The following is an 18,988-nucleotide window of genomic DNA, read 5'->3' on the forward strand; positions in this document are numbered from 1 at the left end:
GTATATAACAATGAAAAAATTTAAAAAAATTCATTTTTATCATTCTTTGTATTAATGCTTATTTTAATTAATTTGATTATCATAAAAACTTTTTATTAATACTCTAATATCTAATAAAATATTACAATACTAAAAAGCCTTCTACTATCAACTATTTTGCTATATAATAGAAGTATAACTTACCATATATAAATAACACTACCCTATGAATTAATAATATAATTATTATTATACTAAATTCCACTATATCTTACTTCTAATGCACTTCTCTGTACTTTACTCTACGAAACAAATTTTTCTTTATTTTCTCATTTATATTGTCACCTTTAAATTCATTAACTTCAATACAACTAAATGAAAATACAACTTTCTTGTGGGATAAGCACCTTCTCTAAACATATATCATAAAATATTATAAAGTCTATGAAAGGAATGAGAAATATGTTTAATGTTTGTGAACCATATACCTATTCTTACTGGATTAATACACCAATGTATAATATTTATAGAGGATATACATACCCTTACTGGGTTAATGCTCCAATGTATCCATACCCCTTCTGGACTAACACACCAATATATAACTCATACTTTAAGAGACAAACTACTAAATTGAAGGATTATGGAGCAGAGCCATTTACAGTTAATATTGATGAAGCTACTAAGCAAAACAATACTTTTCGTACCGCTTTATGGACAGGAAACAATCTGCAAGTTACCTTAATGAGCATCGATGTTGGGGATGACATAGGTTTGGAAGTCCACCCAACAGGTGACCAATTCATACGTATTGAAGAAGGTCAAGGTCTTGTTAAAATGGGTGAGAATAAAGATAAATTGGACTTTGAAAGAGAAGTTCATGATGATTATGCCATCATGATACCTGCTGGTAAATGGCACAATGTAATCAATACGGGTGATAAACCACTTAAATTGTATGCTATCTATGCCCCACCTGAGCATCCACATGGTACTGTTCATAAAACTAAAGCAGATGCAGAAGCTGCTGAGCATAACTCCGAGCATTAATCAAAAGATACTGTAAAAATGGCTTTCTATGTTAAGATTAAATTCTCGTAGGAAGCTGTATTTTACAGCAAAACAAATTCTTCTATTTATGCAATATAAGTATAAACTTTAATATAATTGTTTATAAAATCTAAATTCTATATTTCATTCAGAATATAAAGCATAACTATTCACTATAATTTATATACTTTTATTTAAGTAATCTAATGACTTTCCGTTTTTCATTAATAAATACCAAAAGACCGTATCAATTATTTGATACGATCTTTTTTATCTATCTTATAAAGTTTGTAAATATCTTATCTTCTTTTTCATTTTCTTTAACTTGAGATTTTCCAGCTTCAAGTACTTTCATCATCCAAGCCATATTTTTCCCAAGTACTCTCATTATTTGCATACCTTCTTCATCTTGAGTCACTTCTCCAGGAGTAGTTCCATAAGCTACATTCCAATAATTAGATGTAGGCATTATCATTTCTGAATAATTAATATAGTTATTTAATTGGTCAAATACAGGTATTCCTCCTGATCTTCTTACTGCTACTACACTTGCTCCTATTTTATGTCTAAACATTCCTCCATTTGAAGAAGCTACATAAAAAGCACGATCTAAGAATGATTTCATAGTTCCTGCTATTGCTGAATAATGAACTGGAGATCCTAAAATTATTCCATCAGCTTCTTTCATTTTTTGAACCCATTCATTTACTCCATCAGTTTCTATGACACATCTTTCATTCTGATTTCTTGAACATCCCCCACAAGCTAGACATCCACGTACTAATTTATTTCCTACATGAACAATTTCTACTTCTATTCCTTCTTTTTCTAATTCCGCTGCTACAGTTTTTATAGCATTATAAGTATTTCCGTTCTTATTAGGACTTCCATTGAAAGCAACTACTTTCATAACTTTACCTCCAAACATTGATTTTGCCTATGTGATTATTATATTTGTCATCTAGAAGCCTTACAAGTACGCACTTCTTAGTAAGATTACTTACCTATAGGTAAGATTTTTGAAATAAATATATTTTGAAATAAATAAATTTTTATAAAACTAAAAATAATATATAATATATTCATAAGTAATTTATTATAGTATTACTTTATTAAGAATAATTAGCAGGTAGGTAAAATTAATGGTTTATTATAATGGCAAAGAATTTGTATGTTTATTAGACTTAGCAATGGAATTTATTAAAGGTAAATGGAAATCTATTTTATTATGTAATTTATATAGAGGACCTAAAAGATTTTTAGAACTTCAAAAATCCATTGGAAGTTTAAGTCAAAAAGTTTTAAACGAAAAACTTAAAGAGCTTGAGAATGATGGTTTAATAGAAAAAATAGTATATGCTGAAGTGCCACCTAAGGTAGAATATTTCTTAACTGATAAAGGAAAAGAGCTTTATGAAATTATATCCCCTCTTGAAAATTGGTCTAATAAATACTACCCTAACTTAGATAAGATTCATAAATAAATATTATATAAAAGCAACTATATATTACTTTTATATAATATTTATTTTTTGTTTTATAAGATACAATATCTAATATATATCTAGAAAATAATATACAAATAAAAACCGTATCACTTACTTGGGATACGGTTCTCCGTTAAACTTCTAAAAGAGATAATTTTTAGGTTAAATATTTTCAAATCAAGTATTTTCTACAATTATCTTCTCTACTAATTTTACCTCTGATCTAAAACCCAACTTCTTAAGATGTATTACTAGTTCATTCCCATCTATTACCCTATAATGAGACTTTCTAGTAACTTCTACATTGCCAATTATTTTTGCAATTTGTAACGTCTTATATTTATTTTACATAATATTTTCACCTCAATCCAACTATATCTTAACCTATATAATAAGTATGGTGTTGTAATGGATAGTTAGACTTAACATCACTTATGATACTGTTATTTTTACATTATAGTTATATATTTATTAATATATTAAGTATTATATTTTATTCTTAGTATATCTCAAGCAAAATACAATATTTCAGTATCAACCTAAAGAATATTTTGCCTTAATATAGCTAAAACTACATTATACGTAAATTTTGCTATATCAAGGAGGGCATATTATTGAAAGCTATTGTATATGAAGGAATTAAAAATGTAAATGTACGTGATGTAGCCGATCCCAAACTAGAAAAAAGTGATGATATTATTATTAAAGTTACATCTACTGCTATATGCGGTTCAGATCTTCATTTAATTCATGGAATGATTCCAAATCTTAAAAAAAATTCAATCTTAGGTCACGAAACAATGGGAATAGTTGAAGAAGTAGGTAAAGATGTTACTAAATTAAAAAAAGGTGATAGAGTTGTTGTTCCTTTTCCTATATCTTGTGGACATTGTTTCTATTGTGAACATGAGTTATATAGTCAATGTGATAACTCTAATGAATATGGCTCATGTGGTGGTATATTTGGTTATAGTGATACTTTTGGTGGATATGATGGAGGGCAAGCAGAATATTTAAGGGTTCCATATGCTAATGTAGGTCCTATAAAAATTCCTGAAGAATTATCAGATGATCAGGTACTTTTCCTTACGGATGTTTTGCCAACTTCTTACTGGGGTGTTGATAATGCAGGTGTTAAAAAAGGTGATACAGTTGTTGTACTTGGTTGTGGACCTATAGGTCTTTCTGTTATCAAATGGCTTATATTAAAAAATGTAGGAAGAATTATTGCAGTGGATAGAGTTTCATACAGACTTAAGCATGCCGCCTCCTACAAAGGTATTGAGACAGTTAACTTTGAAGATCATGATGATACAGGTGAGTACATAAAAGAAATTACTCATGGTGGTGCGGATGTTATTATAGACTGTGTAGGAATGGATGGTGTAATGTCAAACTTTGAAAAAATTGAAACTCTCCTAAAACTTCAAGGAGGTTCAAAGTCAGCAATTGAAGTTTCATCTAGAGCTGTTAGAAAAGGGGGAACTGTTATGATGGTTGGTGTTTATGGTGCAAGATATAATCTGTTCCCATTAGGTGATTTCTTTTCTAGAAATATAACATTAAAGATGGGTCAATGCCCTGCTCAAGCTTATATGCCTAAAATTTTAGATATAATCAAAAAAGGTGAATATAATCCTACTGATATTATTACTCATAAGTTGTCATTATCTGAAGGTAAACATGCCTATGATATATTTGATAGTAAATTAGATAACTGTATAAAGGTAGTCTTAAAACCATAATTATAAAAACCGTATCACTTACTTGTGATACGGTTCTCTGTACCTTACTCTACAGATCATATCTTTAAGGTCACAATAGTGCCTCTGTTTTTAAATTCTTTATTTTATAATACCAACCAGAAGTTAATGATGCTATTTATATCTACAATAACTTTGATTTACTCCCCTTTTCTAGTGTCATCTTTACTAATGTGTTGTACCCCCATAAATATAAGATTCATTAGTTCTGTTAGGTTTTTCCATTGTGATTCCTTTGAATCGAGGTAATAAAAGTTTTTTATTCCTTCTCGACGTACATTCACAATCTCTGCTTCTTTGAGTATTTTAAGATGATGAGATACAGCAGGACGTGAGAGATGAGTTTTTTCTGTAATTTCTCCCACTCGAATTCCATTAAAATCACTCTCTAATAGAGTAAGTAAGATCAATTGACTTGTTTCGTCACCGATAGCAGAAATTGCCTTACGACATATTTTAAATTTTGATGTTATTTCTTTTAATCTTTCTTCACATTCTTTTTCCATAAACTTCTCCTCACACTTATAAGTATCTTACATTAGCTGTTTCTTTTTGTGCAGTACGTCTGTATTTCACATCTGGATATCCAAGAACTAGCGTTGTAACCACATAATCATTGCGTTTTAGATTTAAATGTCTTCGTAATTTTGGTGAATGGTTTACTACACTTGTAAAAAATCCACTATATAGTACACCCAATCCACAAGACTCTGCCATTAGTGCCATATTTGATGCTGCAAGCGATCCACTAACCTTATCTTTAGTTACTACCATTATTGCAATAGGTGCCTGTTTAAAAAAGAAGTTATCATCAATCGTAACTTCTTTTGCACTTTTCATAAAAAGGCTTACAATTGATTTTATTCTTCTAAAAAATTTCACTGCTATTTTCTCATACTTACTTTTGTCCTCACCCAAAACAATGTATGATACATTTTGTGCATTTTTAGCACTAGGTGTAAATCTACCTGCCTCAATAATTTTTTGTATAATTTCTGAAGGTAATTTTTTATTTTTAAACTTACGGATAGTTCTTCTTGATTTAATTGCCATTAATAATTCATCTGAATCTAAAACAGGTTGTTTTGAAAGTTCTATTGGTGGTTCATCAAATCCTGTCAGTGTAATAGCTTCTTTTGGACATATTGCTGCACAGTGACCGCACTTTATACAATCTTGATTTTTTATTACTGATTTTTTATCTTTAATAATTATATTATTTACCGGACAATCATTTTTACAAAGGCCACACCCAATGCAAAGATCTTTGTTAACTTCAATTATGTGTTGCTCTTTCATAATATATTCATCTGCCTTTCGTTTATTTGTTTAAACCATTATAACATTTAAATATTTTAAAATTTCATTGGTAAAGAATTTGATTACCATTAAATTTTATTAATAACACTACTTTTAGTTATTATTGTTAGTTTAACTAGCAAGAGTAATATATTTTTAATTACGTACAAATTGAAATTAAAGTAATCGAACTTGATATAGAAATTAATTGCAAAGAAAAAAGCACTCCATCTCGCAAGATTAGTGCTAATTTTTATTAACTTATTCTTATATTAGATTTCAGTTAAGCTATTATCCCTTACTTATGGTGCGGTGCTCCGTTACAGCTTTAAATGAGCACGATTTTATTTCCCTTTTATATCCTATATTCCTCTTATATTTACATCCCTTATTTATTCTTATTTTAAGTATTAACTATTTAAACCGCCAAATTTATTAAACTTAATATGGTGCTTATTTTCTATACATCTCCAACATAGCTACGTGTTAAATTCGGCATTATAAGTTGTCCGTTATTGCTATATTTTTTATAAATTTTTTTTAATTCATTAACGTAGTTATTATACTGTGAATCATTACTTTTTAGGGCATATGAGGATGATAGATTTCGTCCAATAAATTCATCCATATCAAAAATTAAATTGTTAGGAAAAACTTTTGTTTCATATTTACCGTTAAAAAAATCTGAAAAATCGTCCTTATTAGTTTTACCATACATTCCATCAGAAAAACCTTTGAAATTTGGGCAATATTTGCGATTAACTTCATAGTTTTCTATAACTAATTCATTGTTATTATCTCTAATATTCCAAACCAAAATCACTTTTTCTTCAGGTTTCAAAATACGCTGGCACTCTTTTTTAAATCTTTCCCTATCAAACCAATGGAAAGCCTGTGCAACAGTGATATAATCAACGCTATTGTCGTCAATAGTAGTATTCTCAGCATTTCCATTAACAGATGTAAATCCAAGAAAATTATTTAAATTAGTTTCAGCAATATCACGCATATCAGCATTAGGTTCAATACCATATACCTTACTACCTTTTTCAAGTAGTTGCCGAGTTAAAATACCAGTACCAGAGCCTATATCAGCAATAATACTCCTTTGAGATATTCCTACATCTGTAAAAAGATAATCAATAAAGTCGAAAGGATATGATAGACGATATTTAGAATATATTTTTCCCATACCATTAAATTTATTTTCATTCATATCTCTAACCTCCTAAGCTAATACAAATAATATTGCATATAATTTATGATTTATTCACATTCAGTATATAAGACCATAAAATTCTATCTATATAGAAATATTTTTTATAGATAGATTTCTATAGCTAAGTCTTGTATTCTTCTTTACTAATTATTTCAAAACTATGATTTTTTCCTTTTCATATTGTTTGATAGGATATTTGATAAACTATTTTGCCTACATTCTATAATTCATGACATACAAAGATCTATTTTTATTGTCTAGATTTTTACAAGTCATATACTTCCTTATCTTGAACTGTTTTAGAATAATGCATTCCAAGACAATAAATACATTAGAATTATTATCCCATTAATAAGTAAATCTGAAAATATCTATAATTTACCTTATAATAAAAGACTCACAAATACTTGTAAACCAAGTAATTGCAAGCCTTTTATTAATGTACCTAATGAATCTGAACTAACAATCTATGTTTTATTAACCCCTATTTCATATACTTAAATTTTATCTAACTATTAAAAAATGTACTTATTTATGATATGATTCACCGTATCAGCAATAAGTGAAGTATATATACTAATATTTAAAAGCTAAAAGCTTATTTTTTAATTGATTTTCAATATTTCTTAATTCAACTTCGGCTTCCCTACGTTTTTGACGTCCTTCTGTTTGTATATTAAGTATTTCATCAAGAGTTGAAATTAATGACTCATTTGTAGCTCTAAGTGTTTCAATATCAACAATTCCTCTTTCAGACTCTTTTGCAGTTTCTATAGTTGAAGTTTTTAATATTTCTGCATTTTTACGTAAAAGTTCATTTGTCATATCTGTTACTTCTCTTTGAACTCTTGCAGCATTAGCAGCGTGAGCAACTCCAAGTGCTAAAACCATTTGATTTTTCCAAAGTGGAATAGTATTTATAATTGTAGATTGTATTTTTTCAGACATTAATGCATCATTATTTTGAATTAAACGAATTTGTGGAGCCATTTGTAAAGAAATCATTTTAGTTAATTCTAAATCGTGAATTTTCTTTTCAAAACGATTGCAAAGAGCCACAAAATCATTCAACTCTTGAGCATCCTGAGGGTTCCCACTATTTCTTGCTTTTTCTTGCAATTTAGGAAGTTCTTCCTTTTCTAGTTTTTGAAGTTTCTTTTTACCAGCTAAGATATACATAGAAAGCTCTTTAAAGTATACTTTATTTATTTCATACATCTTATCTAGCATAGCAATATCTTTTAAAAGCTGTATTTGATGCGATTCAAGAACATTACACATTTTACTAATATTCTTATCTACATTTTCATATTTTATTTTCATTTGGGAAATCTTATCCTTACCTTTTTTAAAGAAACCTAAAATTCCTTTTTTCTCTTCGGATTCTTCAAAATTCTTTAATTCATGAACTACACTAGATAATATTTCCCCAATTTCACCTAAATCTTTAGTTTTTACATTATTCAGCGCTGACTGTGAAAAATCAGAAATTTTCTTTTGAGCACCTACCCCATATTGTAAAATAGAATTTGAATCATTTATCTCTATTTTATCTACAAATTGATCAACCATCTTTTTTTCTTCTTCTGTAAGTTGTATTTCATCAATTATTTTTTCTTCTACTTTTTCCTCTTTTACTTTTACATTAAGCACCTCATCTTGGAATGGTTGAAAAGTTAATTCTGGTTTTATATCAATAGACCCTTCTTTGAATTCATCACTCATTTTTAATGCCTCCCTTTTATTTAAAACTTACTTTTTAAAATCGTCTTCTGCTAATCCCTCTTGTTTAAATAATGTTTTAAGAACAGAAATATCTGTAGAAATATCTAAAACAACATCTTCAAATAAATCATCTAATAAATTTTCAAAAGCGCTATTAATAAGATCAATACTCTTTTCAATTTCACTTTTAGCACTTTCTATATTCTCACCTTGAACTAATTGATTGTTTATATCTTTGTACGAACTAATTAATTTTATAGTAATAGGAAGATAATGATTTATAAATTTATTAACTTCTTGTATCTTTTTAGGATTTTTTTCAACTTGAATAAGGATTTGGTTTGAAATGTTTCCTAATTTATCTAACTTTATAGCTATTTCTTCTTTATAAAGATCATTTCTTATACTTTTTATTTGTTCAATATAATTTCTTCCTATTTTAATTGTAGATTCTATTTCTTCTTTTTCTAAATTTTCTATTTCTTCATTTAATTTTTCATTATTGCTCTCTTTAACCATTTGTTGCTTTTTTAAATTTAAATAGTCACCATAAACTTCATCACTTAACATAAGGTAAGTTTTTTCTTCATCTATATGTCCTTCTAAAAACATACCTAAGTCAATCATTTTACTTAGATCTTTAACAACAAAACTCTCTTTTTCTTTGGCAAATTTAGCTAAGTCCTTAATTAAGAAATAACTATTGTCATCAATAAACCTTACATACTTCTTAAAACGTTTTACTCTTTTTCTTAAATTTATTCCTCTTAATAATAAACCTACACTTACTGCAAGGAATAAAAATAGAACTCCAAAAATAATGTTGCTACCTAAAATAATTCCACTGAAGAATGTATTAACTATTAGAAATATCAACACTGAAGAGCCAAAAACTAAACTTCCACTCGCTCCGAATAATATATAAAGTATTCCCGATATACTTCCAGCTGGTCTTTTACTAATATATGTTGATATATTATTTTTAGATTTTTTATTTAAGCCCATATATTTTTCACTATATTCATTAAGCTTTGATTTAAATTGATTTAAGGTATCCTCAGTTTTATCGTTAACATCCTTTTTAAAATTAGCTAAATCTATTGCTTTAAGTGCATTGCTAACTGTAGACATAATTTGGTCTTCTAAATTAGAAAAATCCTTTTTATCCATTATCTTGCCTCCAGATTATTTTTCTTATAATTAACATAAGTCTAGATATATACTATACCGTTATGTTAATATTTTAAGTTTATTATATCTTATAATTTAGCTAATTGTAACTGCTAACTTAAAAGGAATATAATAAATATATTTTATAAATACATTATTACTTATGATACAATACCTTTGCTAATAAATATAGCCTTAAGTAAGTCATATCAACACCTGAGGCTATGTATCTTGCTTATTTATGATACGGTTCTCCGTTACACCCCCAAAGGATGTCGCTTTTTATTCTATTATATTAGTATATTTTTTAATTTCTCTATATCTGTATATGGAAAGAAACTCAAGAATAGATGAAATCACAAATATAATATTTTTTATCATAAGTTGTCTAGTAAGAGCAACTTCCCCTGTTTTTAATTTAATCATTTTGGGTATCATAAGATAAGTTACTTTAAAATTTTAAATTGAAAGAGGACATTTTAATATGATAAGCATAATCGGATTAATTTTATCATTATCTTTGATAATATTTTTAGCCTACAAAGGGTATTCAACTATTATTACAGCTCCCTTAGTTGCCTTACTTACAGTATTTTTAATAGGTGGAGATACTAATACACAGTTAATGGTTCATTATACTGAAGTATATATGGGTGGGTTTGCAAATTTCGTAAAGAACTACTTCCCTATTTTCTTAACAGGTGCAATCTTTGCTAAATTAATGGAAGAAGCTCTTTATGCTAAATCCATAGCAAATTTCATTACTAAAAATTTAGGTAAAAATAAAACTATATTAGCAGTAGTACTTGCTGGTGCACTTCTTACATATGGAGGGGTTTCTTTATTTACAGTTGCCTTCGTATTATATCCTATTGCCAATGTTTTATTTAAGGAATCTGATATTCCAAAGAGATTAATTCCAGGAACTATTGCTCTAGGGTCATTTACCTTTACAATGACAGCTCTTCCAGGTACTCCTGAAATACAAAATGTTATTCCTATGAGGTACTTTGGTACAGATACTTTTGCTGCACCCCTTATAGGAATTATAGCTAGTGTATTAATGCTATTACTTGGTATGGCTTGGCTTACATATCGCGTTAGAAAAGCACATGAGAATCTAGAAGGATATGGAAATCATTATATTGAGGATAGCTCTAATGAAGATAAGAATATTCCAAGTATATTTTTAGCAGTAACACCTATATTAATTATATTTTTAAGTAATTTATTCTTTTCAAAAATATTTTACCAATTAATCGATGGCTCTTATTTGAGTAAATATAACTTATCACTAGATAATGTGTCTGGCACATGGAGTGTAATTATCTCTATAGTTATATCCACATTATTTATAATAATAACTAACTTTAGGAAAATTTCTAACTTAAATAAAGTTCTTAATGAAGGTATATCAAATTCCTTTTTACCACTGCTTAGTTCTAGTGCTATTGTTGGGTATGGAAGTGTTATAAAATCATTGCCTGTATTTATTGCTTTGCAATCAATGATATTAAATGTATCCTCTAATCCAATAATTTCAGAAGCTTTATCAGTGAACATAATTTGTGGTATTACAGCATCTGCCTCTGGAGGACTTACTATAACACTAGATGCTCTATCATCTACCTTTATAGCAATGAGTCAATCCCTTAATATTTCTCCTGAAATAATGCATAGAATAGCTGCTTTAGCTTCTGGTGGACTTGATACCTTACCTCATAATGGAGCAGTAATAACAACACTTGCTATTTGTAGCCTTACTCATAAGGATTCCTATAAAGATATTTTTATTACCTCTGTTGTTATACCTATATTAGTAACCGCATTGGTCGTTATTACTACATCTATATTATATACTTAATAGTAATGGTATAAAAATAACCACACTTTAGAATTTTCAATATATTAAATCCTTAGGTGTGGTTATATATTTAGCATGATCTATGGAAAAATTATCCATTGTGTAAATTCACGCATTCCTTCACGTCTTTTTTCTTATGGATACTAATATTATCACTAGAATCTTTTCAGTATATCACAAGAGAGTTATACTTTACTTGTGATACGGTTCATTATTATTTATTCTAAACGCTCTATAAACTTGCTCTAAAAGTATAAGTTTCATTAACTGATGAGGGAAAGTCATCTTAGAAAAAGATAATTTATAATCAGCTCTCTTCAATACTTCTTCACAAAGCCCTAAAGAACCTCCTATAACAAAAGTTATATGACTATTACCTCTAACAGCTAACTTGCTCATAGTATCTGCTAATTCTTCAGAAGATAAATTCTTTCCATCAATAGCAAGTGCTATAACATAACTATTACTCTTTATTTTTCCTAGAATTTTTTTACCTTCCTTTTCTTTAACTATTAACATGTCCTTTGGGCTTAAGTTTTCTGGACATTTTTCATCATCTAATTCTATTAAATCTAGTTTACAATACTTAGATAATCTTTTTGAAAATTCTTCTATTCCTAATTTTAAATACTTTTCTTTTAATTTACCTACGCTAATAACCGTTATATTCATAAGAATTCTCCTTTATTCTCTTTATTTATGTCTTTGTAAGTAATATTTATTTAACTTTGTATATATCTGAAACTTCTTCTCTTAATAAAACATCTAACTTAACATCTTGTCCAACTATTATATCATTTTGAGTAAGTATACTCTTAGATGTCTCATATGCTAGTTCTGGGAAGTTATTTTCTTTACTTAAATGAGCTAATAATATTCTTTCCGTTCCGTTATTTATAAGCTCAACACAGAATTTAGCTGCATCTTCATTTGATAAATGCCCTTCCTCTGACATCACCCTCTTTTTTAATGAGTATGGGTAAGACCCCATCATAAGCATATTAGGGTCATAATTTGATTCTAATATTACTAATTTTGATTTATATAAATGTCTTCTTATATTGTCATCTATATATCCTATATCTGTAGCTATAGACATCTTATCATTCCCTGTGTAGAAGTTGTATCCTACTGCGTCCGATGCATCGTGTGGTATTGAAAATGGTCTTATTACCACATCTCCTAAAGAGTAAGTTTTATCATTTTCAAATACCTTCATATTATTGCTTTCTATATTTCCTAATTTATCTTTCATAGCACACCATGTTTTTACATTTGCAAATATAGGTATATTATATTTTCTAGACATTATCCCTGCACCTTTTATATGGTCTGAATGTTCATGAGTTATGAATATTCCTTTTATTTTTTCCATGTTTATTCCTATATCATCAAGTCCTGTTGTTATTCTCTTTCCACTAAGACCTGCATCTACTAATATTCCTGTATCTTTATACTCTATATAATGGCAATTTCCGCTACTTCCACTTCCTATTGAACAGTATTTTAGCATTTATTCACCTCGTCTTCTCATTGTCATAGATTATATTATACCAAAAAACTCAAGCATTAAATAATTATTTAATGCTTGAGTTAAAATTTACTTGTATTCTTTTATAATTTTATCTATATCTACACCTTTATCATTCCATAACTTTACAAACTCTGCACTACTTACATTTTTGTGCATATATGTAGAGTAATATTCCTTTAAAGTATCAAAAAATACCTTATCTCCCACTTCTTTTCTTACTTCATGGAAAGCTAAAGCCCCTTTAGTATACACATTTAAACTATATTCAATTGAGTTTGAATACCCTGTTACTGGTTTAAATATATCTTCACTACGATAGCTTTTGGCCTGTAACTCCATATTATCTATTAATTTTTTAGCTAGTTTATCTCCATATTTTTTTTCAAAGTATAATATTGTGGAATACTCTGTTAGTGCTTCATCTAGCCAAGGTTCACTTATTTCATTATTTCCAACCACTGAATACCACCATTGGTGCGCTGTCTCGTGTGCAATTACATATTCTAATAAAAACTTATCTCTCTTATTGTACAAGCTTTGATCTATCATTATTAAAGTTGGGTATTCCATCCCTCCTATAAAAAAGTCGCTTGCTATTACAGAGTATGTATCATATGGATATTTCCCAAATAATTCACTAAATATCTCCATAGAGCTCTTTGCGATATATGTAGCATCCTTAGATAATTCTTCATTTAAATTATATGTATTAATATTCACTTCATTATATTTATCACTATCAACGTGAAACTTATCACTTAAAATAAAAGCGAAATCTCTAACTTGTCTTGCTTCTACTTCATAAAGAGTCTTATCACTATCAGATGTCTCCTTTACTACCTTCCCTGTGCATCCCATTTTATACTTTTTAGGCAAAAGTATCTTTAAATAGAAGTCGCTTGTATCACTATAAAATGGATCACCTACTGTTTCATAACTATTTAAATTCCATCCGTTGGCATCATTGACACTAGCTATTGGAAACCAATTGGCTACATTTACTGTGTTTTCTCCATACCCAAATCTACCTTGTGAATTAGGTATTTTAACATTGTATTTCATATCTATAGATACTTTATTTCCTGGCTTAATTGGATTTTTTAATTCAACCTCTAGTATATCATTCTTATCACCACTTACCTTATAGGCCAATTTTTTACCATTATTTAGTATGTTTTTTAAATCTATATATCCTTCATTAAATCCATTTGGATATGCTTGTTTCATTTCAGATTTTTCAAAAGGTGCAAATTCACTCTTTGAAAAGGCATTTGGATATATATGAAAATATAATTTGTCTAAAGTGCTTTTTGTATTATTTACATACTCTATATTTTGGTTACACATTAAACGTTTACTTTCATCATCGAAGACTACATCTATTGTATATCTATTAATCTCTTTTTCATTTGCTAGGTTAGCTGAAGGTATTCCTTTTTTATCATTGTAAAAATATACTCCTCCACTGGCTACTAAAACTAATGCTATTATTCCTACTGATAATAGCTTTCTTACTCTTTTAGTAAAGTTTATTATCAAATCTTCTCCCCCCTGTTTTACATGAATAATTTAAAAGTTTTTTTGCAAGATAAATTTATATAGCTTTTTATGATATAATTCTTCTTGATAATTATGTAGGCTACATTTAATATCACATTTTTATGATATAATTTAAAGCGAGGTGATAAAATGTTTTTTAAAGAACCTAATGAGGTTGACTTAGGTGATACATCCATTCCAAATATCTTTATAGATATATTTATGCCTATGGCGGACGGGTTATACGTTAAAGTTTATCTCCTTGGATATAAAAATGCTTGTGACCCAAGTTCTAATCCTAAGTTTAACAATAATTCTATTGCAAAAGACTTAAATATCCCTCTTTCAGATGTGTTATCAGCATGGAAGTTTTGGGAAAGCAAAAATATAATTAAAATGCACAAAAACGAAGGCCTTGATGAATTTGATTATTCTGTTGAGTTTTTAGATTTAAAGAAACAGTATATAGAAAATACCACTGTTAATACTAAATCTATTAAATCAAATACAGACTCTATCGTTTCTGTTGCTGAAAACCCAAGCATTAGAAAGATGTTTAACTCTATAAATCAAATTGTAGGCAGACATCTTGACCCAGGTGAAAAAATTAGTATTTTAGATATAATAAATAAATACAATATGAATCCAGATATGATTGTTTATGCTTATGAGAATGTAAAAGAAAGAACTGGTTCTTCCAAGCCTGTTAAATATATTGAGAGTATAATTAGAAACTGGTATGATAGCAACTTATATACTCCTGATGATGTTAAGGTTAGTTTTAATGCTAGAAGTGAAAGATATACGATATACAAAACTATATTTAATGAATTAGGATTCTTTAGACAGCCTTCTAGGTCTGAAAAAGAAACTATGGATATATGGTTAGATCAATTTAATATGGATATTGAATTAATTCTTGAAGCTTGTTCTAAGTCCAAAAATATTTCTAATCCTTCTATAACATACATTGATGGTGTTATTAAAAGTTGGAATAATAAAAGCATAAAAAATCTTCAAGATTTAAAGATACAAGAAGAATCAAGAAAATTAAAAGAAAATGTTGGTAAATTTTCCTCTAATAAGACTTCCGAAAATTATAAAAAGACTAAGTTCCATAACTTTAATGAGACATTCACTCAGTATAGTCCAGAGGAATTAGATAGAATTATCGAAAAAAGTCAGAAGGAAAAATTTAGGTAGGTGATTAGATGAACGAAAGTAAAATAAGAGAGATCCTGCTAAAGTACGAGCAAAAAAGAGATGCAGATGAACTTGACTTAGAAAAGAGAAAAAAAGAACTTTATACTCGAATACCAGAAATTCAGCATATAGAAGATGAGATTAGTAAAATTGGTCTTAAACTAGCTAAAGCTGTTTTACTTGACCCTAATTCAAGAGAAAAAATAGTAAAGGAATCTAAAGAACAAATGGATACTCTAAAAGCTAGAAAATCTCTTCTTCTAAAAACTCATGGTATACCTGAAAATTATTTAGAGATGAAGTATGATTGTAATTACTGTAAAGATACTGGTTTTACACCAAATGGTGAAAAATGTAGTTGTTTTAAGCAGGAAATAATCAATGAAGCTTACAAAATGTCTAATTTAGATAGAGTTTTAAGTAAAGAGAATTTTGCCAATTTCAATTTTGATATATTTTCACCTGTAAGACCTGAAGGTGCTGGTATATCACCTAGAGAAAACATGCTTGATATATTCTCTATTTGTGAAAAATTCGTATTAGATTTCGATAAAGATAATGGTGAAAATTTACTTTTCTATGGTTCTACTGGATTGGGAAAAACTTATATGTCTAACTGTATTGCCAAAGATTTATTAGATAGAGGATATGTAGTTATATATCAAACATCTTTTAAAATCCTAGAAATTATTGAAGACTATAAGTTTAGAAGAGATCCTAATAATAAAATGGCTAATGAAAATTATAAAAATCTATTCGATTGTGATTTATTGATAATAGATGATCTTGGAACTGAACTAAATAATTCATTTACAAGTGGTGAAATTTTTAATATAGTTAATACTCGATTGGTATCTGGTAAAAAGATAATAATCTCTACAAACTTATCACCTAATCAAATAGGAAAAACTTATACTCAAAGAACTTTATCTAGAATATTAGATAAGTTTAGGCTTATAAAGTTTGTTGGTAATGATTTAAGATGGGAAAGATATAAATAGGAGAAAAATATTATAATATTTTTCTCCTATTTTAGTATTATTTATAGTTAATTCTGATCATTTTATTATAGAATTTTTTATAATTACTATTTAGATTTCTTTTTGCTTTTTATAAATAAAGATGCAATTAAACCAAGTAATGATATAACAGCTACACCTATAAATAAGTGAGCATAACCTTGATTCATAGTGTATTGATACGCATTTTCTATGGCTGGTTTAGCTTTATCTAAACTTGTTAAGTAATTACTTTTTAATGCTGCAAAATCCATATTAGGATTTACTGACATAGCATGTTGTATACCATTGAGCATAGACATCATAAAAGATTTAACTGTTTCAAATATATTAGTAACATCTGCATTTTGTAATTTATTCATCATATCTGCTGATGCTGTACTACTTCCTAATGCACCTCCTGTTATCCCTTGTATATGTGGCATTACTTTTTCTATTGCACCTGGTACATTTCTGCCTGCATCTGATACGAAGTTTATCAGTAAGTTAGGTGATATAGCTACACCTATAGAGCGAAGTAATGAAACTGTTGATTGCCCCATTGATATTTCTTCTGGTTTAACTAAACTCATCATTAAATAATTTACAGGTGTTCCCATGGTAAATCCCATACCTATGCCCATAAATACTAATCCTATAGTTAAGTTTGTGAAATTGGGATGATTTGCAGTTATAACTGCCTGATATAATACACCGAATATATTAGCTAAAAATCCTAGTAATAATAATCTCTTAACACCAAATTTATCTATAAACTTACCACCAAGTGGAGCTGATATACCAGTAAATACAGCAAATAAAGTTACTATATAACCACCACTACCTCTTTTTAATTTTAATACATTTTCAGCAAATTGTGGTAAAAATACAGTACTCATAAGTCCACATCCCACTATAAGACTTATAAATAAAGTTAATGCTATTTGATTATTAGTAAAGAAACTTAAGTTTAAGACAGGGTCTTCTGCTCTTTTTTCTATATATATAAATATTGGAACCATTATTATAGATATTAATAAATATGGCCAAACATCTAATGTCTTAATTGAATTTCCAAAATCATAGAATTTAAGATTTGTTAAAGCATACATTAATGATGCAATTAAAATACTTAATATTAAAGACCCCCAAATGTCCATTTTTTTAATATCTGAGTCTTTTTTATTTTCTTCTAGTTTTAACGCTGCTCCTATTATAATAATGCTTATAGGTACATTTATTAAAAATAAATATCCCCATTTACCATCTCCAGCCACAGAAAGTATAAAACTTCCTAGCGTTGGTCCAAGAACAGTTGCTATTCCATATATTCCTCCAACTAATCCAAGTGCTGACCCTCTTTTTTCTTCAGGGAAAGATGAGCCTATATATGCTGTGGCTATTGGCATTATACCTCCGCCACCTATTGCTTCGATAACTCTTGAAGTTAGTAAAAATCCATAGCTCCCTACTATATCTGATATTCCACAAAGTAAAGAACCTGTGGCAAATAATGTAACACAAATCATATATACCTTTTTTCTACCATATGTATCTGCTAACTTACCTGTTATTGGCATAGATACAGCATATGCTAAAGTATATATGGTTATCATCCACACGCTAGCTGATTCTGATATTCCAAGTCCACTAGCTATTACATTTCTTGCTGGTGATACTATTCCAGAGTCCATAGCCCCCATAAAAATTCCAAGTAAAAATACTAACATAGCGATGCTTGTACTCTTCTTTTTTAATGCTTCACTCATGAAAAACTCACTCCTATTCATAATTATAAATGCTTATAATGTAAGAGTTATTGCTTCATATTCTATTTAAAAATTTTAATTATAACTATTTTAAAGTTTAATATTCTATATATAAATATTCCATATTAAAATAACTACAATTTTATGATATAAGAAATTTTATATTTCCCCTTACATTACCTACTAATATTGGAAAAATTTAATTTTAGCCAATACTATCCTATATACCCTTATAGAGGATATTTATTCATATATTAATTAAAATTATATTTACACAATAAAAAACTCTTAGATAAAATCTAAGAGTTTGATTGGAGCTGGTGATAGGAATCGAACCTACAACCTGCTGATTACAAGTCAGCTGCTCTACCGTTGAGCCACACCAGCAT

The 18,988-nt window shown here is 28.3% G+C and carries 16 protein-coding genes and 1 tRNA gene; 6 read left to right on the forward strand and 11 right to left on the reverse strand.

Annotated elements, in window-relative coordinates; genetic code table 11:
- Positions 1-423: 423 nt before the first annotated feature.
- Positions 424-1,029, forward strand: coding sequence for a cupin domain-containing protein (locus I2H23_RS12025; protein ID WP_166506153.1), 606 nt, complete (start codon positions 424-426; stop codon positions 1,027-1,029).
- A gap of 274 nt (positions 1,030-1,303) precedes the next feature.
- Here the strand turns inward: I2H23_RS12025 and I2H23_RS12030 are convergent, their stop codons facing one another.
- Positions 1,304-1,939 carry a flavodoxin family protein gene (locus I2H23_RS12030; protein ID WP_092921625.1) on the reverse strand — a complete coding sequence of 212 codons (636 nt, stop codon included), beginning with the start codon at positions 1,937-1,939 and terminating at the stop codon, positions 1,304-1,306.
- A gap of 232 nt (positions 1,940-2,171) precedes the next feature.
- Between I2H23_RS12030 and I2H23_RS12035 the strand changes: the two genes are divergently transcribed.
- Positions 2,172-2,513: a winged helix-turn-helix transcriptional regulator gene (locus I2H23_RS12035; RefSeq protein WP_166506154.1), complete on the forward strand. Its 342-nt coding sequence runs from the start codon at positions 2,172-2,174 to the stop codon at positions 2,511-2,513.
- Between the two features lie 617 nt (positions 2,514-3,130).
- Positions 3,131-4,261 carry a zinc-dependent alcohol dehydrogenase gene (locus tag I2H23_RS12040; protein ID WP_166506155.1) on the forward strand — a complete coding sequence of 377 codons (1,131 nt, stop codon included), beginning with the start codon at positions 3,131-3,133 and terminating at the stop codon, positions 4,259-4,261.
- Positions 4,262-4,419: 158 nt separating this feature from the next.
- Here the strand turns inward: I2H23_RS12040 and I2H23_RS12045 are convergent, their stop codons facing one another.
- The 5 genes from I2H23_RS12045 to I2H23_RS12065 form a co-directional block, all read right to left on the reverse strand.
- Entirely contained in the window at positions 4,420-4,785 is a 366-nt protein-coding gene (locus I2H23_RS12045; protein ID WP_195581692.1) for an ArsR/SmtB family transcription factor, read from the reverse strand.
- A 16-nt stretch (positions 4,786-4,801) separates the two neighbouring features.
- Positions 4,802-5,578, reverse strand: coding sequence for a nitroreductase family protein (locus I2H23_RS12050; protein WP_166506157.1), 777 nt, complete (start codon positions 5,576-5,578; stop codon positions 4,802-4,804).
- A 460-nt stretch (positions 5,579-6,038) separates the two neighbouring features.
- Complete coding sequence (locus I2H23_RS12055) at positions 6,039-6,794, reverse strand: class I SAM-dependent methyltransferase (protein ID WP_166506158.1); 756 nt, start codon at positions 6,792-6,794, stop codon at positions 6,039-6,041.
- Between the two features lie 579 nt (positions 6,795-7,373).
- The gene (locus I2H23_RS12060) at positions 7,374-8,522 is read right to left on the reverse strand and encodes a toxic anion resistance protein (protein WP_092921635.1); all 1,149 of its coding nucleotides are present in this window, start codon (positions 8,520-8,522) and stop codon (positions 7,374-7,376) included.
- Positions 8,523-8,549: 27 nt separating this feature from the next.
- Positions 8,550-9,692 (reverse strand): 5-bromo-4-chloroindolyl phosphate hydrolysis family protein, encoded by a 1,143-nt coding sequence (locus I2H23_RS12065; RefSeq protein ID WP_195581693.1) that lies wholly within the window; start codon positions 9,690-9,692, stop codon positions 8,550-8,552.
- Between the two features lie 484 nt (positions 9,693-10,176).
- Between I2H23_RS12065 and I2H23_RS12070 the strand changes: the two genes are divergently transcribed.
- Positions 10,177-11,556, forward strand: coding sequence for a GntP family permease (locus tag I2H23_RS12070; protein WP_166506160.1), 1,380 nt, complete (start codon positions 10,177-10,179; stop codon positions 11,554-11,556).
- A 192-nt stretch (positions 11,557-11,748) separates the two neighbouring features.
- Here the strand turns inward: I2H23_RS12070 and rlmH are convergent, their stop codons facing one another.
- The 3 genes from rlmH to I2H23_RS12085 form a co-directional block, all read right to left on the reverse strand.
- Positions 11,749-12,228, reverse strand: a complete 480-nt coding sequence (gene rlmH, locus I2H23_RS12075) for a 23S rRNA (pseudouridine(1915)-N(3))-methyltransferase RlmH (protein ID WP_092921641.1) — start codon at positions 12,226-12,228, stop codon at positions 11,749-11,751.
- 46 nt (positions 12,229-12,274) lie between these two features.
- On the reverse strand, positions 12,275-13,069 hold the full coding sequence (locus tag I2H23_RS12080; RefSeq protein WP_092921643.1) for an MBL fold metallo-hydrolase: 795 nt from the start codon (positions 13,067-13,069) through the stop codon (positions 12,275-12,277).
- 87 nt (positions 13,070-13,156) lie between these two features.
- Positions 13,157-14,629: a M1 family metallopeptidase gene (locus tag I2H23_RS12085; protein WP_176698620.1), complete on the reverse strand. Its 1,473-nt coding sequence runs from the start codon at positions 14,627-14,629 to the stop codon at positions 13,157-13,159.
- Between the two features lie 150 nt (positions 14,630-14,779).
- On the opposite strand from I2H23_RS12085, the gene I2H23_RS12090 reads away from it, so the two are divergent.
- The gene (locus I2H23_RS12090) at positions 14,780-15,832 is read left to right on the forward strand and encodes a DnaD domain protein (RefSeq protein ID WP_195581694.1); all 1,053 of its coding nucleotides are present in this window, start codon (positions 14,780-14,782) and stop codon (positions 15,830-15,832) included.
- Between the two features lie 8 nt (positions 15,833-15,840).
- Entirely contained in the window at positions 15,841-16,833 is a 993-nt protein-coding gene (locus I2H23_RS12095; protein WP_092921647.1) for an ATP-binding protein, read from the forward strand.
- An 86-nt stretch (positions 16,834-16,919) separates the two neighbouring features.
- Here I2H23_RS12095 and I2H23_RS12100 read toward each other — a convergent pair whose 3' ends face one another.
- Positions 16,920-18,599, reverse strand: coding sequence for an MFS transporter (locus I2H23_RS12100; protein ID WP_195581695.1), 1,680 nt, complete (start codon positions 18,597-18,599; stop codon positions 16,920-16,922).
- Positions 18,600-18,911: 312 nt separating this feature from the next.
- Positions 18,912-18,986: transfer RNA gene (locus tag I2H23_RS12105), tRNA-Thr, on the reverse strand.
- Positions 18,987-18,988 lie beyond the last annotated feature (2 nt).

This window comes from Romboutsia sp. BSD2780061687b_171204_C1 (assembly GCF_015560225.1).
Lineage (GTDB): Bacteria > Bacillota > Clostridia > Peptostreptococcales > Peptostreptococcaceae > Romboutsia_C > Romboutsia_C hominis.

Bases quoted from the DNA above. Each gene is read 5' to 3' on its own strand.
- I2H23_RS12025 (WP_166506153.1), top strand. From the start codon at position 424: ATGAAAGGAATGAGAAATATGTTTAATGTTTGTGAACCATATACCTAT.
- I2H23_RS12030 (WP_092921625.1), bottom strand. From the start codon at position 1,939: ATGAAAGTAGTTGCTTTCAATGGAAGTCCTAATAAGAACGGAAATACT.
- I2H23_RS12035 (WP_166506154.1), top strand. From the start codon at position 2,172: ATGGTTTATTATAATGGCAAAGAATTTGTATGTTTATTAGACTTAGCA.
- I2H23_RS12045 (WP_195581692.1), bottom strand. From the start codon at position 4,785: ATGGAAAAAGAATGTGAAGAAAGATTAAAAGAAATAACATCAAAATTT.
- I2H23_RS12050 (WP_166506157.1), bottom strand. From the start codon at position 5,578: ATGAAAGAGCAACACATAATTGAAGTTAACAAAGATCTTTGCATTGGG.
- I2H23_RS12055 (WP_166506158.1), bottom strand. From the start codon at position 6,794: ATGAATGAAAATAAATTTAATGGTATGGGAAAAATATATTCTAAATAT.
- I2H23_RS12060 (WP_092921635.1), bottom strand. From the start codon at position 8,522: ATGAGTGATGAATTCAAAGAAGGGTCTATTGATATAAAACCAGAATTA.
- I2H23_RS12065 (WP_195581693.1), bottom strand. From the start codon at position 9,692: ATGGATAAAAAGGATTTTTCTAATTTAGAAGACCAAATTATGTCTACA.
- I2H23_RS12070 (WP_166506160.1), top strand. From the start codon at position 10,177: ATGATAAGCATAATCGGATTAATTTTATCATTATCTTTGATAATATTT.
- rlmH (WP_092921641.1), bottom strand. From the start codon at position 12,228: ATGAATATAACGGTTATTAGCGTAGGTAAATTAAAAGAAAAGTATTTA.
- I2H23_RS12080 (WP_092921643.1), bottom strand. From the start codon at position 13,069: ATGCTAAAATACTGTTCAATAGGAAGTGGAAGTAGCGGAAATTGCCAT.
- I2H23_RS12090 (WP_195581694.1), top strand. From the start codon at position 14,780: ATGTTTTTTAAAGAACCTAATGAGGTTGACTTAGGTGATACATCCATT.
- I2H23_RS12095 (WP_092921647.1), top strand. From the start codon at position 15,841: ATGAACGAAAGTAAAATAAGAGAGATCCTGCTAAAGTACGAGCAAAAA.
- I2H23_RS12100 (WP_195581695.1), bottom strand. From the start codon at position 18,599: ATGAGTGAAGCATTAAAAAAGAAGAGTACAAGCATCGCTATGTTAGTA.